General features: G+C 67.7%; 23 protein-coding genes. 10 read left to right on the top strand and 13 right to left on the bottom strand.

Going from position 1 to position 23,847, the window contains the following annotated elements:
- Positions 1 to 13 precede the first annotated feature (13 nt).
- From B4F19_RS01475 to B4F19_RS01465, 3 genes are all read left to right on the top strand, one after another.
- Positions 14 to 559 (top strand): ECF transporter S component, encoded by a 546-nt coding sequence (locus B4F19_RS01475; protein ID WP_228179348.1) that lies wholly within the window; start codon positions 14 to 16, stop codon positions 557 to 559.
- A gap of 197 nt (positions 560 to 756) precedes the next feature.
- Positions 757 to 2,469 carry an ABC transporter ATP-binding protein gene (locus tag B4F19_RS01470; RefSeq protein WP_414683145.1) on the top strand — a complete coding sequence of 571 codons (1,713 nt, stop codon included), beginning with the start codon at positions 757 to 759 and terminating at the stop codon, positions 2,467 to 2,469.
- Positions 2,470 to 2,483: 14 nt separating this feature from the next.
- Entirely contained in the window at positions 2,484 to 3,308 is an 825-nt protein-coding gene (locus B4F19_RS01465) for an energy-coupling factor transporter transmembrane component T (protein WP_292732636.1), read from the top strand.
- Positions 3,309 to 3,446: 138 nt separating this feature from the next.
- Here B4F19_RS01465 and B4F19_RS01460 read toward each other — a convergent pair whose 3' ends face one another.
- Positions 3,447 to 4,610 carry an acyl-CoA dehydrogenase family protein gene (locus B4F19_RS01460; protein WP_292732415.1) on the bottom strand — a complete coding sequence of 388 codons (1,164 nt, stop codon included), beginning with the start codon at positions 4,608 to 4,610 and terminating at the stop codon, positions 3,447 to 3,449.
- Between the two features lie 236 nt (positions 4,611 to 4,846).
- Here B4F19_RS01460 and B4F19_RS01455 point away from each other — a divergent pair, with 236 nt between their 5' ends.
- Positions 4,847 to 6,961 (top strand): intein-containing Rv2578c family radical SAM protein, encoded by a 2,115-nt coding sequence (locus B4F19_RS01455; RefSeq protein ID WP_292732413.1) that lies wholly within the window; start codon positions 4,847 to 4,849, stop codon positions 6,959 to 6,961.
- A gap of 139 nt (positions 6,962 to 7,100) precedes the next feature.
- Here the strand turns inward: B4F19_RS01455 and B4F19_RS01450 are convergent, their stop codons facing one another.
- On the bottom strand, positions 7,101 to 9,197 hold the full coding sequence (locus B4F19_RS01450; protein WP_292732412.1) for a DEAD/DEAH box helicase: 2,097 nt from the start codon (positions 9,195 to 9,197) through the stop codon (positions 7,101 to 7,103).
- 296 nt (positions 9,198 to 9,493) lie between these two features.
- Here B4F19_RS01450 and B4F19_RS01445 point away from each other — a divergent pair, with 296 nt between their 5' ends.
- The gene (locus B4F19_RS01445; RefSeq protein ID WP_292732411.1) at positions 9,494 to 10,414 is read left to right on the top strand and encodes an aldose 1-epimerase family protein; all 921 of its coding nucleotides are present in this window, start codon (positions 9,494 to 9,496) and stop codon (positions 10,412 to 10,414) included.
- Here the strand turns inward: B4F19_RS01445 and B4F19_RS01440 are convergent.
- From B4F19_RS01440 to B4F19_RS01430, 3 genes are all read right to left on the bottom strand, one after another.
- A complete protein-coding gene (locus B4F19_RS01440) occupies positions 10,402 to 14,079 on the bottom strand; it encodes an efflux RND transporter permease subunit (RefSeq protein ID WP_292732410.1) in 3,678 nt (1,225 codons plus the stop codon). The genes B4F19_RS01445 and B4F19_RS01440 overlap by 13 nt on opposite strands.
- 103 nt (positions 14,080 to 14,182) lie before the next feature.
- Positions 14,183 to 14,557 (bottom strand): CrcB family protein, encoded by a 375-nt coding sequence (locus B4F19_RS01435; protein ID WP_292732408.1) that lies wholly within the window; start codon positions 14,555 to 14,557, stop codon positions 14,183 to 14,185.
- The gene (locus tag B4F19_RS01430) at positions 14,554 to 14,955 is read right to left on the bottom strand and encodes a fluoride efflux transporter FluC (protein WP_292732406.1); all 402 of its coding nucleotides are present in this window, start codon (positions 14,953 to 14,955) and stop codon (positions 14,554 to 14,556) included. The genes B4F19_RS01435 and B4F19_RS01430 overlap by 4 nt, the downstream gene beginning before the upstream one ends.
- Positions 14,956 to 15,131: 176 nt before the next feature.
- Between B4F19_RS01430 and B4F19_RS01425 the strand changes: the two genes are divergently transcribed.
- On the top strand, positions 15,132 to 15,293 hold the full coding sequence (locus B4F19_RS01425) for a hypothetical protein (protein WP_228179357.1): 162 nt from the start codon (positions 15,132 to 15,134) through the stop codon (positions 15,291 to 15,293).
- Between the two features lie 77 nt (positions 15,294 to 15,370).
- On the opposite strand, the gene B4F19_RS01420 is transcribed toward B4F19_RS01425, so the two are convergent.
- Positions 15,371 to 16,144 (bottom strand): MerR family transcriptional regulator, encoded by a 774-nt coding sequence (locus B4F19_RS01420; RefSeq protein WP_228179358.1) that lies wholly within the window; start codon positions 16,142 to 16,144, stop codon positions 15,371 to 15,373.
- A gap of 139 nt (positions 16,145 to 16,283) precedes the next feature.
- Here B4F19_RS01420 and B4F19_RS01415 point away from each other — a divergent pair, with 139 nt between their 5' ends.
- Together B4F19_RS01415 and B4F19_RS01410 are read left to right on the top strand one after the other, a co-directional pair.
- Entirely contained in the window at positions 16,284 to 17,135 is an 852-nt protein-coding gene (locus tag B4F19_RS01415) for a DUF4097 family beta strand repeat-containing protein (protein WP_292730051.1), read from the top strand.
- The gene (locus B4F19_RS01410) at positions 17,135 to 17,749 is read left to right on the top strand and encodes a PadR family transcriptional regulator (protein ID WP_292732634.1); all 615 of its coding nucleotides are present in this window, start codon (positions 17,135 to 17,137) and stop codon (positions 17,747 to 17,749) included. Before B4F19_RS01415 ends, B4F19_RS01410 begins: the two co-directional genes overlap by 1 nt.
- Positions 17,750 to 17,848: 99 nt before the next feature.
- Here the strand turns inward: B4F19_RS01410 and B4F19_RS01405 are convergent, their stop codons facing one another.
- Positions 17,849 to 18,391 carry a universal stress protein gene (locus B4F19_RS01405; RefSeq protein WP_228179360.1) on the bottom strand — a complete coding sequence of 181 codons (543 nt, stop codon included), beginning with the start codon at positions 18,389 to 18,391 and terminating at the stop codon, positions 17,849 to 17,851.
- 175 nt (positions 18,392 to 18,566) lie between these two features.
- Here B4F19_RS01405 and B4F19_RS01400 point away from each other — a divergent pair, with 175 nt between their 5' ends.
- Positions 18,567 to 18,752, top strand: a complete 186-nt coding sequence (locus B4F19_RS01400; protein ID WP_228179361.1) for a DUF3073 domain-containing protein — start codon at positions 18,567 to 18,569, stop codon at positions 18,750 to 18,752.
- A 30-nt stretch (positions 18,753 to 18,782) separates the two neighbouring features.
- Here B4F19_RS01400 and purF read toward each other — a convergent pair whose 3' ends face one another.
- The 6 genes from purF to B4F19_RS01370 are packed head-to-tail and all read right to left on the bottom strand — an operon-like array spanning position 18,783 to position 22,747.
- Positions 18,783 to 20,243 (bottom strand): amidophosphoribosyltransferase, encoded by a 1,461-nt coding sequence (gene purF / locus B4F19_RS01395; RefSeq protein WP_292730055.1) that lies wholly within the window; start codon positions 20,241 to 20,243, stop codon positions 18,783 to 18,785.
- Between the two features lie 6 nt (positions 20,244 to 20,249).
- A complete protein-coding gene (gene purM, locus B4F19_RS01390) occupies positions 20,250 to 21,374 on the bottom strand; it encodes a phosphoribosylformylglycinamidine cyclo-ligase (RefSeq protein ID WP_228179363.1) in 1,125 nt (374 codons plus the stop codon).
- A 23-nt stretch (positions 21,375 to 21,397) separates the two neighbouring features.
- Positions 21,398 to 21,802: a hypothetical protein gene (locus B4F19_RS01385; RefSeq protein WP_228179364.1), complete on the bottom strand. Its 405-nt coding sequence runs from the start codon at positions 21,800 to 21,802 to the stop codon at positions 21,398 to 21,400.
- A gap of 24 nt (positions 21,803 to 21,826) precedes the next feature.
- On the bottom strand, positions 21,827 to 22,156 hold the full coding sequence (locus tag B4F19_RS01380) for a potassium transporter Trk (protein ID WP_349675936.1): 330 nt from the start codon (positions 22,154 to 22,156) through the stop codon (positions 21,827 to 21,829).
- A 58-nt stretch (positions 22,157 to 22,214) separates the two neighbouring features.
- Positions 22,215 to 22,397 carry a hypothetical protein gene (locus B4F19_RS01375; protein ID WP_292732402.1) on the bottom strand — a complete coding sequence of 61 codons (183 nt, stop codon included), beginning with the start codon at positions 22,395 to 22,397 and terminating at the stop codon, positions 22,215 to 22,217.
- Positions 22,394 to 22,747 carry a sterol carrier family protein gene (locus B4F19_RS01370; protein ID WP_228179365.1) on the bottom strand — a complete coding sequence of 118 codons (354 nt, stop codon included), beginning with the start codon at positions 22,745 to 22,747 and terminating at the stop codon, positions 22,394 to 22,396. Before B4F19_RS01370 ends, B4F19_RS01375 begins: the two co-directional genes overlap by 4 nt.
- 34 nt (positions 22,748 to 22,781) lie before the next feature.
- Between B4F19_RS01370 and purD the strand changes: the two genes are divergently transcribed.
- The coding region (gene purD / locus B4F19_RS01365) for a phosphoribosylamine--glycine ligase (RefSeq protein ID WP_292732400.1) at positions 22,782 to 23,847 on the top strand (1,066 nt) is incomplete at its 3' end.

The following is a 23,847-nucleotide window of genomic DNA, read 5'->3' as shown; positions in this document are numbered from 1 at the left end:
GTACGCTGATACGGTGGCCCGATCCTCCGTCCTGACGACGCGTGTGCTCCTCACGACCGCCGCCATCGGCGTCGCGACGGGGCTCCTCGCGGGTATTGCGGGCTGGGTCACGCCGTTCGTGCTCGGGATCGCACCGATCTTCTATGGATTCGTTCTCGGCGCACACGTGCTGCCGGGGATCATCGCGCAGGAGGTCATCCGTCTGCCCTGGGTCGCGCTCCTGAGCCACGTGTTCGCGGCCCTGGTGGCCAGCGCCATGGCTCCCCAGTGGGCGCTGCGGTTCCTCGGCACCGCGATCCTCTTCGGCGGCATCCAGGAGCTCGTTGCCGCCCTCACCCGCTACCGGGTGTGGGATGCATGGCGGTTCTTCATCTCGGCCGTCGTCATCGGCATCCTGGTCGCTGTCGTCGTCGCCTTCGCCGCCGACCTCGCCTCCCTTCCGCTGCTGGCCCAGATCATCTACCTCATCGTGGCCGTGCTCGGCCCCGTCGCGTGGACTGCTGCGGGTCTGGGAATCGGCGTCTCGCTGCGGCGCGCTGGCGTCGCGCGGCGCGCGTGACGCTCCACGCGGCTTCCTCGCGAAACCGGAATCTCGGGGCGCGTGGAGTTAGGTTCAGCTAAGTTAGGGCATACTTCCCTTCCCGACGAGGACCCGTGACAGCTCCCCCCGACTCCGCCGCACGCTCGGCCTCCGTCGCCCCCGCTCCCGGCGAGACGGCGACACCGAAGCCGACCCACGGCAGGGAACACGCGCGGCTGCTGCAGCTGCGCGAGGTCGGGATCACACACGAGGGTGAAGATGCCGCGACCCCGGCATCCGTGTCGTTCGAGGTGTCGCGCGGCGACGTCGTGCTGCTTCTCGGGCCGAGCGGTTCGGGCAAGTCGACGCTCTCCCTCGCCATGAACGGGCTCATCCCGCACGCCGTTCCCGCCACGTTGACGGGCCGCGTCGAGGTAGCCGGGATGGATGCCGCGACGCACTCTGTCGCGCAGCTGTCGACCCAGGTGGGGATCGTGTTCCAGGACCCCGACGCGCAACTTGTCACTGGCACGTTGCTCGACGAGGTCGCGTTCGGGCCCGAGAACCTGCGTCTGCCGGCAGCCGAGGTGCTCGCCCGCGCCGAGAGCGCGCTGCGTCGGGTCGGGCTGTGGGAACGGCGGTCAGAGAACCCGGATCGCCTCTCCGGAGGCGGTCGGCAGCGGCTCGCGATCGCGTGCGCCTTGGCCATGGGTTCGCCCCTTCTCGTGCTCGACGAACCGACGGCAAACCTCGATCCCCGCGGGATCGATGACGTCTATGCCGCTCTCGGCGAGCTCGCGGCATCCGGCGACAAGGGGATCGTGCTCATCGAGCACAACCTCGACGCCGCCGCCCCGTTCGTGAACCGCGTCGTCGTGCTGGATGCCGCAGGCGTCGTGATCGCCGATGGGGCGGTTGACGAGATCCTGCGGGGGCGCGCGGCCGAACTGCACGACCTCGGCGTGTGGCTGCCGACCTCGACGCTCGCGGCTCTGCGCCTGCGGGAGGCCGGGTACCGCTTCGACCCGCTGCCGATCAGTCCCGACGAACTGCGCGCGGCACTCGATCGTCAGCCCGCTCCTGCTGCTACACGCGAGGCGGGGGCGGGTGCGGGTGCGGCGACCGAGACACGGATGTCGGCATCCGGCACGCGCATCGAGGTGCGCGGACTCACGCTGCGCCGCAAGAAGACGGAAGTTCTGACGGATGTCTCACTCGAGGTTCGCGACGGCGATTTCCTCGCGATCGTCGGTGCGAACGGGGCGGGTAAGACGACGCTGATCCAGGCTCTGGCCGGGGTGCTCACGCCGCCCCGGGGCACCGTCCGGATCGACGGCCTCGATGTTGCCCGCCTGGATGACCGGGCTCTGTCTACGCACGTCGGGTTTGTGTTCCAGAACCCCGAGCACCAGTTCATCGCGGCGTCAGTGTTCGACGAGATCGCGCACGGCCTGCGACGCCAGCACCTCGACGAGGCGGAAATCGAGCGGCGCACCCTCGACCTTCTCGACCGCTTCGGGCTGCGCGAGCGCGCGCACGTTCATCCGTTCCTGCTCTCGGGGGGCCAGAAGCGGCGCCTCTCGGTCGGGACCGCCCTTGTCGCCGGCGCCCGCGTGCTCGTCCTCGACGAGCCGACGTTCGGACAAGATCGCGCCCGAGCAGACGAACTTCTCGGTCTGCTGCGCGACCTCAACCGTGAGGGCACGACCATCATCGTCGTCACCCACGACATGCAGCTGGTCGCCGAGTACGCCGACCGCGTGGCGGTGATGGAGTCGGGACGCCTCACGGCCTGCGGAGCGCCGGGCGAGGTGTTCGCGGATGCCGAGCTCATCGCCCGCGCGGGCCTGCGGGTCCCGCCGCTCGCGCGCGCCCTCGCCCCGCTCGCCACGCACCCGGAACTGCGAACGGTCACCCGCGTTGCTGACCTTCCCGGGGGTGGCCCGTGACGACGGCGCCGACAATGCTCCCGGCATCCGTTGCCGATGACCCGTACGCCGCCGTGCGGCGCACCTCGGCGGTGCGCTTCCTCTATGGGCTGAACCCGCTTGCGAAGATGGCAGCGGTCCTTCCGGCGCTCGTGCTGCTCGTGTTCGTGCGCGATCTTGCGACACCGGTGGCGTTTCTCGCGCTGTCGTACCTCGTGCTGCTCGTCGGCGTGAGTCTCAGCATCCGGGCAGCTGTCCTTCTCGCTCTCGCGATACCCGGCGCCATAGCGGTGTTGGGCTTCGGCTTCGCGCTCTGGACGGATGCCGCACTCGTTGCCGATACCCCGCCCGTGCTGCAGATCGGGGCATGGACCCTGTACAGCGGCGCTCTCGAGATCGGACTTGCGACGGGGTTGCGGCTCGCTGCGATCCTCGCGCTCTCGCTCATCCCGGGCCTCAGCACGACCGGTCCCGATCTCGTGCGGGCCTGCGTGCAGCAGCTGCGCGTCCCGTACCGGATCGGGTATACAGCCCTGGCCGCGTTCCGGTTCGTTCCCCGGTTCGGTCACGAGCTTGAGATCATCCGGCAGGCCCACCGCGTGCGCGGCGCGCACCGCGGGCGCGGACCGGTCGCGAGTCTGCGCCGCTGGGCCAGCTATCTCGTGCCGCTGCTTGCCGGCGCGATCCGTCATGCCGAGCGGGTGGCCCTCGCGATGGACTCCCGCGCCTTCGGCGCCTACCCCGATCGCACCGAGCGACACCTCGTGCCGTTCCGCGCCCGCGACGTCGTCTTCATCGCCGCTTTCTGGCTAGCCTCCGCCGCCCTCTTCACCCTCTTCTTCCCCTGGGGTCTCGCCTAGTCAGCCGAGTTGTCCCTCACCCAGCCGAGTTGTCCCTCACCCAGCCGAGTTGTCCCGAGCCAAGGCATCCCGAACGACGGATGCCGCGACCCGCGCCTCCTGAGAGGGCGGTGTCGCGGCATCCTGTCGCAGGTGTGATCAGCGCTTGCCGGCGAGGTCGCGGCCGACGATCTCGCGCATGATCTCGTTCGTACCGCCGTAAATGCGGTGGACGCGAGCGTCGAGGAACGCGCGCGCGATCGGGTACTCGGTGATGTAGCCGTACCCGCCGTGCAGCTGGACCCCGAGGTCAAGGACCGCCCACTCTCGCTCGGTCGCCCAGAACTTGTACTTCGCGGCCTCCTCGGCCGAGAGCTTCTTGTCGGCGTACGCGCGCATAACCCGATCGGTATATGCCCACAGCGCCTCGACGTCGGCAGCCATGTCGGCAAGCCGGAATCGGGTGTTCTGGAAGTCAGCGATCCGCTCCCCGAAGGCCTCGCGGTCCTTCGTGTAGGCCAAGGTCCAGTCCAGGGCTGCCTGAGCCGCAGCGGCCCCCGCGACGCCGATCGACATGCGCTCGAGGGGCAGGTTCATCATGAGCTGCACGAAGCCCATGCCCTCGCGGCCGCTGATGAGGTTCTCCTCGGGAACGAAGACGTCGCTGAACGAAAGCTCGGCGGTGTCGTGGCCGTGGAAGCCCATCTTGTGCAGCTTCTTGCCGTGGTCGAAGCCTTCCATACCGTTCTCGATGAGCAGCAGGCTGAAGGCATCCGGGCGGTTGCCCTCGCCGGTCTTGACGAAGGTGACCACCAGGTCGGCGGTCTTGCCGCTGGAGATGAAGGTCTTCGCGCCGTTGACGACGTAGCCGCCGTCGACCTTCTTCGCGGTCGTCTTGATGCCGCGAAGGTCGCTTCCTGCGCCGGGCTCGGTCATGGCGAGCGCACCGATCACCTCGCCGGTGGCCATACCAGGGAGCCACTTCTCCTTCTGCTCCTGGGTACCCATGTGCACAAGGTAGGGAACGGCCAGGTCATCCTGGATGCCGAAAGCACCGGCCAGCGATCCCGAGCCTGCCGCGATGACCTCCTCCATGACGATCGCGCGGAAACGGTAGTCCTGCAGCATCCCGGCGCCGCCGAACTCCTCCGGCACCGACAGGCCGATAAGCCCGGACTCACCGGCGGCCTTCATCGTGTCGCGGTCGATCTCGCCTTCGGCATCCCACCGGGCAATCGCCTCGTTCGTGACGTAACGCTTGACGAACTCCTTGACGACGTCGCGGAACGCCTCGTGGTCTTCGTCGTAGATGTCGCGCTCCATGTGAGCCCTTCCTTCCACATCGATGGCGCGGGCCTGCCGGAATCGGCGGATCGGCCCCGTCGCCGACGCGATTCTATGCCCGCATGCCGGTGCGGCTTCGAACCCCGTGTGGGATTGCGGTTCACGTCGGGCGGTACTGCGTCTCGCGTTTGTAGGATGCCTCCAGGTTCGGCATCCAGTTCGGCTGATCTGACCCGCGGGTTGACAGTTGATCGTATTTTTGTTCGACTGTGCGCATGCGATGGAACGGGCAGACGATCGGCGCGAGCGATGGCAACGCGCTGCCCGGAATGGAGCACCTCGGCGGCTTCATCCGCTCGGTCACGACACCCGAGTTCGCGGGGATGACCTTTCACGAGGTCGTCGCCAAGAGCGCCCTCAACCACGTGCCCGGCGCCTCGGGGATGCCGTTCGACTGGACAGTGAACCCCTACCGCGGATGCAGTCATGCCTGCTCGTACTGCCTAGCTCCGGAAACCATGATCCTGCTCGCCGACGGCCGCACCCGCGCCCTCGGCGATCTTCGAGTCGGAGAATCGATCATCGGCACCGAACGCCGCGGAGAGTACCGCCGGTACGTTGCCACAACGGTGCGCGCGAAGTGGGCGACGGTCCGACGCGCACACCGCGTGACCCTCGCCGATGGGACAGAGCTCGTCGCAAGCGCCGATCACCGCTTCTTGACCGAGCGAAGCTGGAAGCACGTGACGGGAGCGATGAGTGGACCGGAGCAGCGTCCCTACCTGACTTTTAACAACCGGCTGATGGGTTTCGGGATTGGAGCGGCGAGAGTCACAGGGCACGACGCCACCGACAGATGGTGGCGGCTGGGCTACCTTGCGGGGATGATTAAGGGCGACGGGATGATTCTGCACAAGACATACCCGCGTGGGGGTCGCACCGGCGCGATTCACGCCTTTCGGCTCGCTCTCGCGGACACGGAGGCTCTCGAACGCACCCAGGCGCTATTGGCGCTCGAGGGAATCCCCACCAACGTCAGGCCGTTTACAGCCGCAACCGAGCAGCGGCGCGCCATGCTCGCTATCCATACAGCACGCAAAGAGGCGGTGGCCGCAATTGAGGCCCTTATCCAGCGACCTACAGACCCGAGCGAGGAATGGCTGGCCGGATACCTGGGCGGGATCTTCGACGCCGAAGGCTCCTGTTCGCGGGGTGTGCTGAGAATCAGCAACAAGAACGAGGACGTGCTCGGTACGGTCCGCGAGGCACTTGCGTGCTTTGATATCCCTGCCGTCACCGAGGGGCCGCGGCCGAACGGGGTGAGCGCTATCCGGGTCACGGGCGGGCTGGCTTCGCGAATGCGTTTCTTCGAGATCTCACGGCCCGCGATCACGAGAAAGCTCTCGATCGTCGACGGTGCGGTGAAGACATCGAGTGACCTCCGCGTCGTCGGAATCGAAGACCTCGGGCACAGCATCGACATGGTCGACATCACGACCGGCACCGGTGATTTCATCGCGAACGGCGTCATCAGTCACAACTGTTTCGCCCGAGGCACGCACGAGTATCTCGAGCTGGACGCCGGGCGCGACTTCGATTCGCAGATCGTCGTGAAGGTCAACGTCGCCGACGTGCTGCGCACGGAACTCGCGCGACCCTCGTGGACGGGCGACCCAGTCATGCTCGGCACGAACACCGACCCCTATCAGCGGGCCGAGGGACGGTACCGACTCATGCCCGGGATCATTCAGGCGCTGACGGATGCCGGTACCCCGTTCTCGATCCTCACGAAGGGCACGCTGCTGCGCCGCGATCTTCCGCTTCTGACGGAAGCCTCCCGTGAGGTCGACATCTCGCTCGCGATGTCGATCGCCGTGTTCGACGATGCGCTACAGCGCGCCCTCGAGCCGGGGACCCCGAGCGCCGCGGCGCGGCTCGAGACCGTCCGCGCAGCGACGGATGCCGGATTCCGCGTCACCGTGTTCCTGATGCCGATCCTCCCCCACCTCACGGATTCGATCGCCACGCTCGATGACGCACTGGGGCGCATCCGCGCAGCCGGTGCACACCGGGTGGTCTTCGGCGCGCTGCACCTGCGGCCGGGGGCGAAGCAGTGGTTCTGGCAATGGCTTGAGCGGGAGCATCCGGAGTTGGTCGGCTCGTATCGCGGACTCTATCCGGGCGCTTCCGCCTACGCGCCGAAGGCCTACCGGCAATGGCTGGCCAAGCGCGTCCGTCCGCTGCTGCGGGTGCACGGACTGACCGGCCACGCCGAAGAAGAAGCTCCCCCACGCGAGCCGGTCCCCGGTCTGGCTGCGCGCCGCGCGGCGGCATCCGTCGTCACGACCTCGCGCGGCAGGCGGGCTGACGCCGCCGCCATGCTGTTCTGACGCCGCTGACGACTCCTCTTCGACGTAGGACAAATACCCGAGGTAGGACGATCCGGTGGGGATTCGTCCTACCTCGGAGATATTTCCTACCTAGCGCAGGGTGCCAGAGGCGCGGGAGTGCCGGGAGTGGTGCGGCGCGTCAGGCGTCGACGTCGGCGAGCTGACGGCCCGCGATCTCCTCGAGCAGGTCGTCGCCGATGCGCGCGTCCTCGAACGGCGCGTCGATCTCGGCGCGGTCGAGCATCTCGGTCATCCGGCGACGACGCTGACGCGTGATGAGCGTCACAACGCGGCCCTCACGACCGGCCCGCCCTGTGCGACCCGAGCGGTGCAGGTACGTCTTGTACTCGTCGGGAGCGTCGGCCTGCACGACCAGGTCGATGTCATCGACGTGGATGCCGCGCGCGGCGACATCCGTGGCGACGAGCACCCGCACCCGCCCCGAGGTCAGCTTCTCGAGGTTCCGCGTGCGCTTGGCCTGGTTCAGGTCCCCGTGCAGCGCGAGGGACGGGATGCCAGCGTCGTCGAACTGCTCCGCGAGCATCTCGGCGTACGCACGCGTGCGGGCGAACACGAGGGTCTTGCCGTCGCGGTCGACGAGCGAGGTCAGGATCTCTGCCTTGTCGCGGTGGTCGATCACGAGAACACGGTGCTCGATGGTGCTCGAATCCTGGTCCTCGCCAGCAACCTCGTAGACGGCGGGCTCGACGAGGAACTCGTCGACGAGCGCGGCAACTTCACGGTCGAGCGTCGCCGAGAACAACAGCTTCTGACTGCCGTCCGCGGTGAGGCGCAGGATACGCTGCACCGGCTCGAGGAAGCCCAGCTCGCACATGTGGTCGGCTTCATCCAGGACCGCGATCCGAACCTCGGAGAGGTCGAGTTTGCCCTGTTCGACGAGGTCTTCGATGCGGCCCGGCGTACCGACGATGATGTCGACGCCCTTCTTGAGGGCACCGACCTGGCGCGCCTGCGGCACGCCACCGTAGATCTGCGTCGTGAACAGGCCGACGCTGCGGGCGATCGGCTGGATCGTCCGGTCGATCTGCAGCGCGAGCTCACGCGTGGGAGCGAGAACCAGAGCCTTGGGAGAGCGACCGAACTCACGACGGCTTCCTGCCTGCGAACGCAGAATGCTCTCCACGAGCGGGGCGCCAAAGGCGATGGTCTTGCCCGAGCCGGTGCGGCCGCGGGCTAGCACGTCGCGTCCCTCGAGGATCGGAGCGATGGTCGCAGCCTGGATCGGGAACGGCGATGCCGCCCCCAGCTCGGCGAGCACACGGACGATGTTCTCGCCGAGCCCCAGGTCACCGAAACCGACGCCCTCGACAGCGTCAGCCTGAACGGCCTCGGCCTGCAGACGCTCGTGGACGACATCCACGTGCTCTTCGTGGGCAGCCGTGCGCGTCGGAGCGTTCCAGTCGGAGCGGGTTGGACGGTCGTCGCGACGCGGACGATCGTCACGACGTGGACGATCCCCGTAACCGGCGCGGTCGTCACGACGGGGGCGGTCTGCGTAGGAGGGTCGGTCATCGCGACGCGGACGGTCTCCGTAGCGGTCCTGGCTCTCGCGCTGCGGACGGTCGTCGCGGCGCGCGCGGTCGCCATAACCACCGCGGTCATCCCGACGCGGACGTTCACCGTAGGCGGGGCGATCGTCCCGACGCGGACGATCGGAGTAGCGGTCCTGCTGCGCACGGTCATCCCGACGCGGACGCTCCGAGTAACGATCCTGACCCTCACGCTGCGGACGGTCGCCGTAGGCGGGGCGGTCATCCCGACGCGGACGGTCACCGTAGGACGGGCGGTCATCCCGACGCGGGCGATCCCCATACGAGGGGCGGTCATCCCGACGCGGACGGTCACCGTACGACGGACGGTCGTCCCGACGCGGCCGGTCATCGCGCGAACTGCGGCCATAGCCACCGGAGCGCTGGCGGTCATCGCGTGCGGGACGGTCATCGCGGCGCGGACGATCGTCCCGGGCGTGGGTACGGATGGCGCGGGCCTCATCGCGACCTGCGCGCTCCTGCGCGGTCCAGCGACGCTTGGGCGCCGCGTCCGACTCTGCAGTCTCGGGGCGGTAGCCGCGGTGGCTGGGGCTCTTGCTGCCGGGCTTTCCGGCCGACGACGTGCCAGGGCGACGCTTGCGGTCCTGGTATGCGGTCTTCTCGCCGTAGCGCGGTTCGAAGTTCTTGGCAGCGCGGCCGCCGGCCGGCTTCTTGCTCTTGGGCATGGGTGTGTTCTTCCTGGGTTCTCTCGCACGAGAACAGCAGTCGAGACGCGCTCGACAGGCCCGGACTCTCTTGGCCGGGGGCCATTCATGTGATGGTCATGCACGCCGATCGGCGCTCACCATCGGCCCCAAGGACTCACAAACCCACTCGCCATACATGGCAATGTCCAGAGCCGACCTATCCAGCGTACAGGCTCACCCTGGGAAACCCCCGCGCCGCGGCAACCACGGCAGGCAAGGTCGGATGCATCACCCACGGCCTCTAGCATGGGCACGACGCCCGCCGAGGAGGACCCATGCCCGACATCCGCCACGACCCCACCGGGGAGCAGTTCCACCTCTCGAGTGCCGACGGTCGCGTGACCGCGCACCTCACCCAGGTGGGTGCGACGATCCGCGGGCTCACCGTCGATGGCGTGGACCTCATCGCACCGTACCCGCAGGGGATGCCGGCGCCCGCGGCATCCGGAACCGTGCTCGTGCCGTGGCCGAACCGCGTCCGCGATGGCAAGTGGAGCCACAACGGCACCACCTACCAGCTGTGGATCACCGACCCGTCGGTCGGGGGCGCATCGCACGGGCTGCTGCGCTTCATGCCGTACACGGTGGCCGAGCAGTCCGGCGACCGGCTCACGCTCGCGGCCACAGTCTTTCCCCAGAGCGGCTACCCGTTCCAGCTCGACACGACAGTCGCGTACGCGCTCACTGCCGACGGCATCGAGGTCACCCACATCATCGAGAACGTCGGCACGGATGCCGCACCGGCAGCCCTCGGCACCCACCCGTACTTCACGCTCGGCGACGTACCGACAGCCGACCTGGTGCTCACCTCGCCGGGCGCGAAGATGCTCGTGCTCGATGACGCGCTGATCCCGATCGACGAGGTGCCGGTGGATGCGGCATCCGACCTGCGCAGCGGCGCCCGCCTCGGGGATGTCTCGCTCAACACCTGCTACACCGACATCGCTCGTGACGCCGACGGGATGATGCGCCACCGTCTCAGCGCGCCGGATGGCCGGACCGTCACGATCTGGCAGGGCCCGGAGCTCGACTACGTGCAGGTGTACACGACCGACCGCTACCCGAACCGCGAGTTGGCTGTCGCTATCGAACCGATGAGCGCGGTGCCGGACGCCCTCAACTCCGGTCGAGGTCTGCGCTGGCTGGCGCCGGGCGAGACCTGGACCGTGAGCTGGGGAGTCTCCTACTCGGGCTGACGACCGTTCTCGTCGTCGTCCGTGTTCTCGGCGGCGAGGTCGGTCTGCTCGGAACTGTCGGCTGACTCCGGCGACGCTGGCTCGGCATCCGCGGACGCCGCATCATCACCGTCGGCGGCAGCCTCGGGCTCTGCGGTGTGCCCATCGGCTGCAACGTTGTCGTCAGTCCCGTGCTCGCCAGACTCCGCGTCGGCGGCCTCCGGCTCGGAGGCTTCGGGCTCGACGGCTTCCGGCTCACCGGCGTCGGGAGCGACAGTATCCACGTCGTCCTCGCCGACGTCGATAGTTGAGCGGTCAGCATCGCCGGACGCGGGCTCAGCGCCGTCGACGGCCTCCTCCGCGGCATCCGAGTCAGCCGAGGCCGGTGCGCCATCTGTCTCAGGTGTGTCGGTCGCGGCCTCGCTCACCTCGTCGGGCTCCGCCGGCGCCTGGATCGGGATCTGGCCGGTCCGCAAGGCTTCACGTTCGCGCAGCTCACGGCGCGTCAGCGGCACGTCCTCGGCACCACCCGCGCCAGCACCGCCCGCAGCGCCCGCTACCCCCGCGAGCGCGAGTGCGCCCTCGGCATCCGTTTGCCCCGACCTCGCCGCGCGCTTTGCCTGCCGCCGCTCCTTCGCGCCCTCGACGAGGTTGTAGAGCGTCGGCAGGACGAGCAGCGTCAGGACGGTGGACGAGATGAGTCCGCCGATGACGACGATCGCGAGCGGCTGCGAAATGAATCCGCCCGTGCCGGTGATCCCGAGTCCCATGGGAGTGAGCGCGAGGATCGTGGCCAGCGCGGTCATCAGGATTGGGCGAAGACGCCGCGTACCACCGGCGATCGTCGCATCGTGGGCACTCAGGCCCTTCTCGCGGTACTGGTTGACGAGATCGACGAGAACGATGGCGTTCGTGACGACGATGCCGATGAGCATCAGCACACCGATGAGCGAGGCGACACCCAGCGGGATGCCGGTGACGATCTGCAGGAGGATCGCTCCGGTCGCCGCGAACGGCACCGAGATGAGGAGCAGCAGCGGCTGGCGCAGCGATTTGAAGGTCGCGACCATGACGACGTACACGATCAGGATGGCCGCCAGCAGCGCGAGCCCCAGCTGGCTGAAAGCGTCAGCCTGGTCGGTTGCGACACCGCCGAGGCTAGCGCGCGCGGCCGAGGGCAGGTCAGCCGCGTCAATCGCTTCCGTGACGGATGCCGTCGCCTGCGAGAGGTTGTCGGTAGCCGGCGTGACCGTGACTGTCGCGGTGCGCGTGCCACCTTCGGTGGTGATCGAGGTCGGCCCCTGGGCCTCTTCGACAACTGCGACATCCGACAGTGGCACAGGCCCCTGGGCGGTGAACACCTGCAGGTTGCGCAGTTCGTCGATCGTGGTCGGCGGGTCGTTCGCGGCGAGGTAAACCGTCAGCGAGGTGTCGTCGACCTCAACGCTGCCGATGTTCTGCGGTTGCATGGTGCTCGACACGATCGCGCCCACAGCGACTTCCGACAGGCCGAGCGACGCTGCCTTGTCGCTGTCGACCCGGACCGAGATGAAGGGCAGGGATGCTGACAGGTTGCTCGTGACCTGGCTGACGTCGTCGAGGTCGCTGAGGCTTGCGACCACGGCATCCGTCGCCTCTTGCAGCGTTGACGCGTCGGGAGCCGTGACGTCTACCTCGATGTCGGTCGAGCCGAAGCCGCCATTGCCTCCCGCCACGGTGATCTCACCGACATCGGGAATCGCCTCGACGGTGTCCTGTACTTCCTGACGAAGGGCGACCTGGTCGACGCCTTCCTCGGTCGTGATGGAGTAGGTGATTCCGCTGCCGCCGCCGGTGAAGGCATCGCGCAGCGCATTGCCGCTGGAGCCGATGGAGACCTGCACGGTCTCGATGCCCTCGATGCCCAGCAGAGCCTCCTCGACGGGCTCAGCAGCCGCGGACTCGGCCTCGAGGCTCGGTGCCGGACCGATGTCTTGGGTCATCGTGAACGTGTTCTGCCCGGAATCACCGAGGAAGTTCGTCTTCATCAGGGGCGCGGCGGCGATGGTACCGACGAGGACGAGCACGGCAAGGCCGAGGGTCACCCAGGAGTGGCGCAGCGTCCAGCGCAGGATCGGGGTGTACCCGCGCTGGAGCCGATCGAGAGGAGCTGCCGGGTTCTCGGGGTCGATCTCGCGCCCGGCCTCATCGAGCAGCGGCTTGCCGGGCTTGAGGAACCAGTAGGCCAGCACGGGCACGATCGTGAGCGCGACCAGCAGCGAGGCGAGCAGTGCGATCGTGACGGTGAGCGCGAACGGCCGGAACAGTTCTCCGGTGACGTCGCCGACGAAGGCGATGGGCAAGAAGACGGCGACAGTCGTGATGGTCGAGGACGTGATCGCCGACCCGACCTCCCTGACTGCGCGCACGATCGAGGTCAGCTTGTCGGCCTTGCCCACGTAGTGGCGCCTGATGTTCTCGATCACGACGATCGAGTCATCCACGACCCGTCCGATCGAGATTGTGATGGCCCCGAGGGTCAGGATGTTCAGCGAGTACCCGAACGCCTGCAGCCCGATGAACGTGATGAGCACGCTCGTCGGGATCGAGATCGCGGTCACGAGCGTCGCACGCACCGAGAGCAGGAAGAGCAGGATGACGAGCACCGCGAACAGCAGGCCGAATCCACCTTCAACGGCGAGAGTCTCGATCGACTGCTCGATATAGGGCGCCTGGTCGAAGACAACGGTGAGGGTGACTCCGTCAAGCTGCTGCTCGAGGTCGGGCAGGATGTCGAGCACGCCGTGCGAGACATCGACGGTGTTGGCTGCCGGGAGCTTCGTGATCGCGATCGTCACCGCCGGCTCGCCGTTCACGCGAGAGATCGTCGCGACGGGGTCCTGGCCCTGCTCGACGGTGGCGACGTCGGCGATCGTGACCGCTCCGGCCTGGAACTGCTCGGCATCCGTGGGAACGAGCGGTAGCGCCGCTACCGCGTCGACGGAGGTGATCTTCGAGCCGGTCTGCACCGTGAGGGTCTGCTCGTTCTCGGTGATCTGACCGCCCGGGAAGAGCACGCCGTTCTGGTCGAGAGCGTCGCGGATCGCCTGTTGCGTGTAGCCGGTCGCGGCGAGCTCTGCCGGGTCAGGCGTGATCGTGATGCGCTGGCCGGTGCCACCGACGATCTGCGCGGCGTTGACCCCGTCGACATCCTCGAGCTCGGGGATCGCGACGGACTCGAGTGTCGCCTGGATGGTCTGCTGGTCGTCGTAGCCGGTGACGGCGATCTGGATGACGGGGAAGTCGTCGATGCTCGCCGAGAGCACGTTGGGTTCGACGTTCTCGGGCAGCTGAGAGGAGATCCGGTTGATCGCTTGCGTGATCTTCTGCTCGGCGGTGCCGAGGTCGGTGCCGTAGGTGAAAGACGCCTGCACGATCGAGGCGTTGGTCGTGCTGGTCGCGGTCGTCGACTCGAGGCCGGGGACGGCCTGGATGGCGGTCTCGATCGGCGTCGACACGTCGTTGGCGACGACTTCGGGGGAGGCTCCCGGGTAGGTCGTGACGACGATGAGGGCCGGGAACTCGATAGACGGGATCAGTTCCTGCTTCAGGTTGGTTAACGCGAGGCTGCCGAACAGGGCAGCGACGATCGTGACCAGCGCGATGAGGGCGCGGTTTTTCAGGCTCAGGACGGCGAGTTTCGACACGGTGGCCTTTGCTGTGCTCGGTGCGGTCGGGACGCGACGATACGCGGGTGTATCGTCCCCATCTTCGCACGGTGATTCCGGGGGATATCCCGAAAAGTCCCGATCAGCTCGACGCGGCAGCGAGCGCTCCGCCGAGCGCAAGCCCGCCCGCGGCGGCGGCGAGCGCGAGCACGAACGTTCCGACGACATTGACGATCGCCATCCGCCCCCGCCGCTCTTCGGCCAGCAGCAGTGTCGTGACCGAGACGGCGCTGAAGGTGGTGAAGCCTCCGAGGAGACCTCCGCCGATCACGAACTGCAGATCAGCGGGGGCGGCAGAGCCGGTGAGGATGCCGAGAGCGAACGACCCGACGACGTTGACGACGAACACACCCCACGGCGGGCCCCACCAGCGCAGGATGGCGACGTCAGCGCTGTAGCGTAGCGCCGCGCCGACGCCGCCGGCGAGCGCGCCCAGAGCGAGTAGGAGCGGACTCATGCTGAGTGTCCATGCGCTGACGTCGGCCGGGGGCGGGCTATCCACAGTCCCGCGGCGGCAGCCGCAAGCCCGGCGAGCACGGTGACCACCGCCAGCGGCAGCGATGCCGGGTCCACCGCAAGCACGGCGAAGCTCGAGTACGTCGTGAACCCTCCCATGACGCCCACGCCCCAGAAGGTGCGCATCCTCGTGGCGCGGGCGGGGTCGGCCTGGCGTTCTGCCATGCCGGTGACCACCCCGAGCAGGAACGAGCCGACGATGTTGATGAGAGGGATGGAGAGCCACTGGATCGACGGATCCTCGACGAGCAGAACGACAAGTCGCGCCGCAGTTCCGATCGTGCCCCCGGCGAACACCAGCCAGAGGTGGACCCCCGAGAAGCGCGGTCTGGTCGCCATCGGCCCAGGCTAACGCTCCCCCGCGTCGTGTCACGTTCCGCAGGGCGTCCATACCGGGTTCGCCGCCGGGAAACAACCCCATTGTGGTGCGGCCGCGGCAGTGAAATCGTCACGGTGTGGCGAGTCCGCCCGACACGCGTCGGGCATGCTCCCGGACGTCTAACGAAAGGTGCCCCATGAACATCGCACTGCTCCTTGTCATCATCATTGCTGTCGTGTTGGCAATCGTCGGCGGCCTCAACAGCGCCCTGAGCTGGCTGCTGTGGGTTGCCCTGATCGTCGGCGTCATCGCTCTCATCGCCTTCCTCTTCAGGGTGATCAGCGGCGGCAGAAGCTGACCGCGTAGCCCGAAAACGGATGCCGCGCTCCTCGGGGGAGGGGAGCGGCATCCGTTTTTCGTGTCGGCCGTGCACGTCTACAGGCGGGAGTTCACGTACTCCGCCAGCGCGTCTCGCACGAACTCGGCTCCGCCGTTTCCGCCGCCGGATGTCGCGTAGTTGGCCGCGAAACGGGGGTCGGCTACATACATCTCCGCGAGCCCCAGGACGTAGGGCTTCAGCCCGGCTTCGCCCTGATGGGCCGGGGTGCCGGGAATGGCGCGCAACCATGCAACATGGCGCTCCGCGAGAGCCTGTGCCTCGGTCGAGCCTGGCTCGATGCCAGACTCAGCCGCCGCAACCCAGTCCCCGGCGAGCTCGGCGCTCGTGTTCTTCCACGCAGCCTGCTGCTCAGTGCCCAGCGAGCGCCACCATGAGTCTGAGCGCGAATACGCTTCCGCGCCCCAGCGCTGCTCGACCTCGTCCTTGTAGACGGTGTGGTCAAAGCCGTCGAACATGTCGTCGTTCATCATCGATTCACCTCCCTCCCATGCCGTGATCGTGGACTCCACCGCGGCGATCTGCCGCGCGAGCCTTTCCTGCTCGGAACGGAGCCACCCGATGTGGGTGCGCAATGCCTCCGCGGGGTCCTGTTGCGCGTCAAGCACCTCGGCGATGTCGCTGAGCGCGAGACCGAGGTCTCGCAGAAGCAGAATCCGCTGCAGTCTCACGAGCGCCTCGGGTCCGTAGTAGCGGTATCCGTTCGCTCCCGTGCGCGTGGGAGACAGGATGCCGATGGCGTCGTAATGCCGCAGGGTTCGCGTCGTCACGCCCGACCGCTGTGCTACCTCGTGGATGCTCCATTCCGTCATGGCATCCACGGTAGAAGTTGACGTTGCGTCAATGTCAACTCGTCGCTCGTGGACACTTGTGCAACGCGATATAACGCGTTATTCTCAAATCGCGTTATATCGCGTTTGATCTTTCATGTGACCCTGAACGGAGCGGACCGTGACCCTTGAGAAGTGGCTCATTCACCCGGGAGAGACGCGCGTCATCGACCTCGACGACGTGCGCACCCTCAAGATCGGCCTCGTCGGTGGCCAGGTTGATGTCGTCGCCCACGACGAACCCGGGGTGCGAATCGAGGTCTACGGGGTGACCGTCAAAGACCTGCGCATCGAAGCAACCGGCGACCTCGTCGAGATCGACCATCCACAGCTGCGCTGGGACAACTTCCTCGAGGCGTTCCGCAACTTCGGTTCCGGCGGCCCGAAGGCAGAGGTCAGCGTCGCTGTCCCCCGATCGGTGGCTTTGAACCTCGGGGTCGTGAACGCGAGCGCGCTCGTATCCGGTCTCGAGGCCGGGGCTCGCCTCAACACGGTGTCGGGCGACATCATCGTCGATGGCCTCAGCGGCGACGTGACGGTCAACGCAGTGTCGGGGGATGTCCAGATCCGGGACCTCACGGGCACCCTGTCGGCGAACAGTGTCTCGGGAGATGTCGCTGCGACCGGCAGCATCCGCAAGGCGACGATCGACACGGTCTCGGGCGACATGCTCGTTGACACGACCGGCAATGCGCACGCCATCAGTCTCAACACGGTGAGCGGCGGCGCGACCATTCGGCTCGATGAGGGGCTGCCGGCGAACTTCGTCGTGCGCAGCGTGAGCGGTCGCGTCCAGATCGATGGCGTCATGCGGTCGGGAAGCGGCGTGACCAACTACAGCGGCTCCACCGGCGAGCTCAGCGGGTCGTTCGTCGATGTGCGCACGAACTCCGTTGCCGGTGGGCTCACGGTGCTGCGCCGTTCCCCCGCCGCAGAACCGGCGGATGCCGCGAGCGAGGCGGAGGGCCTGTGATGGCCCCGGTCTTCTCTCACGGCGACCTGCGCCTGTACCTGCTCTCGCTCCTGGACGAGGGGCCGCGGCACGGCTACGACATCATCCAGGCCTTGTCGGATCGCACCGGTGGCACGTACACACCCAGCGCCGGCACCGTCTATCCCCGGCTCGCGAAGCTCGAGGAAGAGGGTCTGGTCACCAAGACCGTCGACGGTCGCAAGACGATCTACGAGATCACGGATGCCGGCCGCGCCGAGGTGGCCTCCCGCGCCGGTGACCTCAGAAGCATCGAGGAGGGGCTTGCCGATTCGGTGCGCCTGATCGCCGACGAGGTGCGCGGATCGGTACGCGAGGCGATGAAGAGCCTGCGCGCCGACCTCGCCGCCGCAAGCCGGGCCGAGCGGCAGGACCGCAGCGAGCAGGTGCGGGATGTCACCGACGACCTGCGTTCGATCTCGCGGGAGCAACTGCACCGCGCAGAGGTTGCCATCAGCGAGTTCCGCGCCCAGGTACGAACCGATCTGCGGACGCACGTCGCCAAGGGCGGCACCCTCACGGCATCCGTCGTCGACGAACTGGCAACCGGCCTCGACGAGGTGACCCGCGCCATCACCCGCTCACTCCGCGGCTGAAGCTCACAGGGGCAGCGCACGCGACCCGATTGCAGGATGAATCCGCCTCCCCGCGCGTGGGGGGCCGTGAAAGGCCGGTCGATCCTGCGTTCGGGCCGGTCAGCTGGTCGGCCAGAGGTCCTCGTCGTCAGGCGCCGGCTCCCCCAGCGGAACGACGAGGATGGGGCGCGCCTGCCGATGCGCGAGGCGGGCAGCGACCGATCCCGTGAAGAACTCTCGGATCGACTCGCCGATGCCGCGCTTGCGGGTTCCGACAACGAGCAACCGGGCATCGATCTGCTCCGCAAGATGCTTGAGGGCCAGCGCCGGGTCGCCGACGAGCTGATGGATACGCCACTCGACGTCGATTCCCTCCAGCGCGTGAGCGACTGACGCGCGCACGAGGTCGAAGTCGGCCTCACCGGGAGCGATGTTCACATCGATCGGTGCGGAGTGCACGTATCCGTCGGGATCCTCGTACGTGACGAACCTGGTGACATCGACGTGCGCCACAACGAGGGGGGCCTTCATCATGGCGGCGTACTTCGCGGCTTCCTTCACGACCCGAGGATTCTGGTCGGGGACGACCCCGACGATCACCGCGCCGCGGACCGCCTCCGCGTCCAGGGGTGCCGTTGTGAGCTCCGGTCGTTCGTCCGCCATCTGGATTCCCTCCTCGACATGCGGAGCCGAGGGGCGCACAGCCGCGGGCCCTCGAGGGCTCCGTGATATTCTGAATGCTACTCTTCCCGGCGAAAGACCGGATTCGTGAATGCACGGGCTGCGGAGTGCGGAGACCCGCGCTTCAGCCCGCGGGTCAGAAATGAGGGGGTCTCGCATGGGGCGTGGCCGTCAAAAGGCGAAACACACCAAGATCGCCCGCGAACTCAAGTCCTACAGCCCGAGCGTCAACTATGCGGCGCTCGAGAAGGAACTGGGTCACCCGTCCGACGATGATCTGTACGTCGACAAGTGGGCCGATGAGTTCGACGACGAGGATGACGAACTAGACGAGACCGCCTGAGCGCGGCTCGTCCCTTCACCGCGCTCCCGTTCAGGACTCCTGACTGCTCTCGACCCAGTCGAGATACTCTTCCGTCACTGTTCCGGTGACGTAGCGTCCGTCGAAGCAGCTCATGTCGAGGTCGTCGACATCCGAGCCTTCGAGGATCGCAGCCTTGAGGTCGGCTACCTCCTGATAGACGACGTAATCGGCACCGAGTTCTTCGGCGATCTCGGGGATGGATCGGCCGTGCGCGACGAGCTCGTGCCGGGTCGGCATGTTAATGCCATAGACGTGTGGGTAGCGCACCGGCGGGGCAGCGGAGGCGAAGGTCACGGATGTCGCGCCGGCATCCCGGGCCATCTGGATGATCTGCTTCGAGGTAGTTCCCCGCACGATCGAGTCGTCGATGAGCAGCACGTTCTTGCCCTTGAATTCGCTCGACATCGCGTTGAGCTTCTGACGCACGCTGCGCTTGCGGGCAGACTGACCCGGCATGATGAATGTCCGTCCGACGTAGCGGTTCTTGTAGAACCCCTCGCGGTATTCGATGCCGAGCTTGCGCGCGACCTGCATCGCGGCGGGCCGGGATGAATCCGGGATGGGCATGACGACGTCGATGGCACCTGCGGGCGTGTACTTCGCGATGGTGTCGGCCAGGCGGTCGCCCATGCGCAGCCGCGCCTCATAGACCGAGATCCCGTTCATGATCGAGTCCGGGCGGGCGAGATAGACGTACTCGAACGAGCACGGCACGAGCTGCGGAGCCTCGGCGCACTGCTTGGTGTGCAGGTGACCGTCGAGGTCGATGAACACCGCCTCGCCCGGCATGACGTCGCGGACTACCTCGAACTCGCCGTTTTCGAGCACGAGCGACTCGGACGAAACAACCCACTCGAACGATCCGTCGGGGGCCTTGCGCGTCCCCAAGATCAGGGGGCGGATGCCGAACGGGTCGCGGAACGCGAGCAGGCCGTGGCCCGCGATGAGGGCGATGGCAGCGTACGAGCCCTCCACGCGAGCGTGGACACGGGAGACTGCTTCAAAGATCTCGTCGGGCTCGAGGTCGAGCCCCGATACCGTCGCCTGCAGCTCTCCGGCGAGGACGTTGACCAGGAGTTCGGTGTCAGAGCTCGTGTTCAGGTGGCGACGGTCTTTGTGGAAGAGCTCGTCGGTGAGTTCGCGGGTGTTCGTGAGGTTGCCGTTGTGCACCAGCACGATGCCGTAGGGCGCGTTGACGTAGAAGGGCTGGGCTTCTTCTTCGCTGGATGCCGTGCCCTTGGTGGCGTACCGGACGTGACCGAGCCCGATCGTGCCGAGCAGCGACCGCATGTCGCGCGTGCGGAACGCCTCACGGACCTGCCCCCGCGCCTTGGTGATGTGAAAGACGCCACTCGGTTCCGCTGTGGCGATTCCGGTCGAGTCCTGCCCGCGGTGCTGCAGCAGCAGCAGCGCGTCGTAGATCTCCTGGTTGACCGAGCCCCGCCCGACCATGCCGACGATTCCACACATGGGGTGTTACTGCGCTCCTTCGGCGAACGATCCGACCAGGCGCACGGCACCGCCGTCAACGCCCTTCGCCCCTTCCACATAGTCGCCGTTCGGCCTCGGGCCATCCGAGACGACGCCGACCTGCCACGTGGCGATACCTTCGGCGGTCAGGGCGGATGCCGCATCCGCTGCCCGGTCTGCCGCGACGACCGCGACAAAGCCGATGCCGAGGTTCCACGTTCCTTCTGTATCGGAGAGGGGAATACCGCCGCGGGCGGCGAGCGTCTGGAACACTGTCGGCGGCGTCCACGTCGCGCGGTCGACATCGACCCACGTGCCAGCGGGCAGCACCCGCGCCAGGTTTGCCGCGATCCCCCCGCCGGTGACGTGGCTGAGGGAATGCACCCCGCCGCCGGACTGCGCGATCAGCCGCAGCAGCGGCGCCGTGTACAGGCGGGTGGGCTCGAGCAGAACCTCGCCCCAGGTGGCGCCACCGAACTCGGCCGCGGCATCCGTATACGACAAACCGGATGACGAGACGATGTGACGAACGAGCGAGTAGCCGTTGGCGTGGAGTCCGCTCGAGGCGAGCGCGAGAACGACATCGCCGTTCTCGACACGATCGGCGCCGAGCACAGCGTCGGCTTCGACGACGCCGGTGGCCGCGCCCGCGACATCGTAGTCATCGATCCCGAGCAGGCCCGGATGCTCGGCGGTCTCGCCGCCGACCAGCGCAGTCCCGGTCTCTTCGCAGCCGCGCGCAATGCCGGCGACGATGTCGGCGATGCGCTCGGGTACAACCTTGCCGCACGCGATGTAGTCAGTCATGAACAGGGGTCGCGCACCGACGACGACGATGTCATCGACAACCATGCCGACGAGGTCTTGGCCGATCGTGTCGTGCTTGTCGATGGCCTGCGCGATCGCGACCTTGGTACCGACACCGTCGGTGCTTGTCGCAAGCAGCGGGCGCCGGTAGGCACGGAGCGTGGAGGCGTCGAACAGGCCGGCGAAGCCACCGACCCCGCCGAGGACTTCGGGGCCCTGGGTGCGACGGACCGCAGCCTTCATGAGTTCGACGGCGAGGTCACCCGCTGCCGTGTCGACACCGGCCGCGGTGTACGGATTACTGGGGGCGTTGTGGGAGTCCACCCGAACAGACTACCGGCGCGCCCTCAGCTCTCGTCGCGCATCCAGGGAGGCGGCTGATCGGTCATCGGCCGCGCGAGGTCGTCGACGAACGTGACCTCCTGCGCGGCGCGGGCGTCACGGATGCGGCGGAGGGTGCGTCGCTCGGCGATGAGGATGATGCTGGCGCTGATCAACAGGCACACCGCCACCGACACCATGGCGTTCAGCCCGAAGGCCCACACGACCCCGGCTTCGCCGGAAGAAGCAACACCGTCGCCCGAGACGGCGCCGAATGTGGTCAGGGCTGCAGCGATGACAAGGCCGACGGTGATGCCGGCGCCGAGGATGCGTCCGTATCGTGGCGACCGGCGCACGAACACGCGTTGCACCTGAACGTCGATGACGTGCTCGTGGGGATCGGGTGAGGATGGCTCTTGCCGGACTGCCATGTGACTGCCCTCACCCGGTTCCGCTCAGTCGGCCGAGATGATGCGGTCGTGCTCGACCCGCAGCATGCGGGCGCGGCGCGCGTAGACCCGGTCGAAGATGAGGGCCACCGCTCCGCCGAGGGCGACGCCGATCGAAACGAAGATCAGCAGCAGGAACCCGAAGACCTGCATCTGGGAGTAGACGAGGCCCGTGTTGGGGCTCTCTTGCGTCGTCCCGTCGAACAGGAACGTCAGGATCATGGCGACGAGCAGGCCGACGGCACCGCCGAGCAGCAGGAAGACGGAGTACTTCGGGCTGCGCCGCACCGTCACCTGCTCGAGGTGGTCATCGCTCGTCGGGGACATGATCTCCATTCTCGCACCCTCTCGCCCAGCGCGGTCCGCGGGCGAGAGGGTGCGAGAGCGGGATGCCTCAGTCGTCGTGGGCGCCCGGCGCGGCATCCGACCCGCGGCGACGGGCGACGAGCACCGCTCGATCGGCCAGCGCTGGGCCAGAGCAGCGAAGAGGGACGACCGAACGCCGATCGATCCCCGGTAGTCGGCCCAGGTCGGCGCGGATGCCGCGCTCATGGCCGAAGGGGGATGCCGCGCTCATGGCCGAAGGGGAAGGAGGTGCGAGAAATCAGCGCGGACGCCAGAGGCCCGCAGCGCCCCGGAGGTTTCGGCATCCGACCACCCGCGCACCCCCGTCGCGAGGTCGATGAAGGTCGCGGCATCCATCTCGACGACGTTGGGCGGGGTCCCGCGGGTGTGACGTGGCCCCTCGATGATCTGTGTCGCCCCGAATGGGGGAACGCGGACCTCGACCGTCGCGCCCGGCGCCTTCTCGGCGAGCAACTGAAGTAAGTAGCGCACGGCCGTCGCGGTCTCGGGCCGGCCGGCGGTCCCTTCCGCGACGGCTCCGAGAGCGGCGCGTCCGGCTTCGGTCGTGATTCTGGGAGGCACGGTCCCACGCTACGCCGGTCGGTAGGCTGACCGGGTGCGAATCCTCGTCCTCGGCTCCGGTGCCCGTGAACACGCGATCATCACGTCGCTGCGAAGCGAAGGGGAGGCGCACGAGATCTTCGCGGCCCCCGGAAACGCGGGCATCGCCCAGGACGTCACGGTTGTCGCGCTCGATCCGAATGACCCGGTCGCGGTGGCATCGTTCGCGCAGACCGAGTCGATCGGACTCGTCGTGATCGGACCCGAGGCGCCCCTTGTCGCCGGTGTCGCCGATGCGCTGCGCGAGCGCGGCATCCCGACGTTCGGTCCGGGCAAGGCCGCCGCGCAGCTCGAGGGATCGAAGGCGTTCGCCAAGCGCATCATGCAGGCAGCCGGCGTCCCGACCGGACGCGCAACCCACGCCGCCACCCTCGACGAGGTTGCCGCAGCGCTCGACGAGTTCGGCGCTCCACACGTCGTAAAGGCCGACGGTCTCGCGGCGGGCAAGGGCGTCATCGTCACCGACGACCGCGAAGCAGCCCTCGCCCACGCTGCCGAATACCTCGGCACCGGTGGCGTACTGGTCGAGGAGTTCCTGTCGGGACCCGAAGTGTCGCTCTTCTTCCTCAGCGACGGTGACACCGTGCGGGCGCTGAGCCCCGCGCAGGACTTCAAGCGCCTGCACGACGGCGACGAGGGCCCGAACACCGGTGGGATGGGCGCGTACTCGCCGCTCCCGTGGCTGAGCGAGGGCTGGGGCGGCGAGGCTGCCTTCGTCGAGCAGGTCACCCGCGAGGTCGCCGAGCCGGTCATCCGTCAGCTGGATGCCGAGGGCACGCCATTCATCGGCCTGCTCTACGCGGGACTCATTCTGACCGACCGGGGCGTGCGTGTCATCGAGTTCAATGCGCGTTTCGGTGACCCCGAGACGCAGGTCGTCCTGCCGCGCCTGGTCGAGCCGCTGTCAGGGCTTCTGCTGGCGGCGGCTTCCGGGAACCTGGAGGATGTGGCGCAGCCGACCTTCCGCGACACCGCGGCGGTCACCGTCGTGCTCGCGAGCGAGGGCTATCCGTCAGCTCCCCAGGTGGGCCGACCCCTCACGGGAACGGATGCCGCGGCAT

This window comes from Microbacterium sp. UBA1097 (genome assembly GCF_002313585.1).
Classification (GTDB): domain Bacteria; phylum Actinomycetota; class Actinomycetes; order Actinomycetales; family Microbacteriaceae; genus Microbacterium.
Note: the sequence above shows the minus strand (reverse complement) of the source record. Positions and strands in the feature narration are given on the sequence as shown.

What these genes read in the sequence shown, in the direction of transcription:
- B4F19_RS01435 (WP_292732408.1), bottom strand. Translation starts at nt 14,557, where the DNA reads ATGAGTCCGCTCCTACTCGCTCTGGGCGCGCTCGCCGGCGGCGTCGGC.
- purF (WP_292730055.1), bottom strand. Translation starts at nt 20,243, where the DNA reads ATGTGTGGAATCGTCGGCATGGTCGGGCGGGGCTCGGTCAACCAGGAG.
- B4F19_RS01465 (WP_292732636.1), top strand. Translation starts at nt 2,484, where the DNA reads ATGCTCCCGGCATCCGTTGCCGATGACCCGTACGCCGCCGTGCGGCGC.
- B4F19_RS01380 (WP_349675936.1), bottom strand. Translation starts at nt 22,156, where the DNA reads ATGGAGATCATGTCCCCGACGAGCGATGACCACCTCGAGCAGGTGACG.
- B4F19_RS01430 (WP_292732406.1), bottom strand. Translation starts at nt 14,955, where the DNA reads ATGGCGACCAGACCGCGCTTCTCGGGGGTCCACCTCTGGCTGGTGTTC.
- B4F19_RS01450 (WP_292732412.1), bottom strand. Translation starts at nt 9,197, where the DNA reads ATGCCCAAGAGCAAGAAGCCGGCCGGCGGCCGCGCTGCCAAGAACTTC.
- B4F19_RS01405 (WP_228179360.1), bottom strand. Translation starts at nt 18,391, where the DNA reads ATGGCGGACGAACGACCGGAGCTCACAACGGCACCCCTGGACGCGGAG.
- B4F19_RS01385 (WP_228179364.1), bottom strand. Translation starts at nt 21,802, where the DNA reads ATGGCAGTCCGGCAAGAGCCATCCTCACCCGATCCCCACGAGCACGTC.
- B4F19_RS01445 (WP_292732411.1), top strand. Translation starts at nt 9,494, where the DNA reads ATGCCCGACATCCGCCACGACCCCACCGGGGAGCAGTTCCACCTCTCG.
- B4F19_RS01375 (WP_292732402.1), bottom strand. Translation starts at nt 22,397, where the DNA reads ATGAGCGCGGCATCCCCCTTCGGCCATGAGCGCGGCATCCGCGCCGAC.
- B4F19_RS01410 (WP_292732634.1), top strand. Translation starts at nt 17,135, where the DNA reads ATGGCCCCGGTCTTCTCTCACGGCGACCTGCGCCTGTACCTGCTCTCG.
- B4F19_RS01400 (WP_228179361.1), top strand. Translation starts at nt 18,567, where the DNA reads ATGGGGCGTGGCCGTCAAAAGGCGAAACACACCAAGATCGCCCGCGAA.
- B4F19_RS01420 (WP_228179358.1), bottom strand. Translation starts at nt 16,144, where the DNA reads ATGACGGAATGGAGCATCCACGAGGTAGCACAGCGGTCGGGCGTGACG.
- B4F19_RS01425 (WP_228179357.1), top strand. Translation starts at nt 15,132, where the DNA reads ATGAACATCGCACTGCTCCTTGTCATCATCATTGCTGTCGTGTTGGCA.
- B4F19_RS01460 (WP_292732415.1), bottom strand. Translation starts at nt 4,610, where the DNA reads ATGGAGCGCGACATCTACGACGAAGACCACGAGGCGTTCCGCGACGTC.
- B4F19_RS01455 (WP_292732413.1), top strand. Translation starts at nt 4,847, where the DNA reads ATGCGATGGAACGGGCAGACGATCGGCGCGAGCGATGGCAACGCGCTG.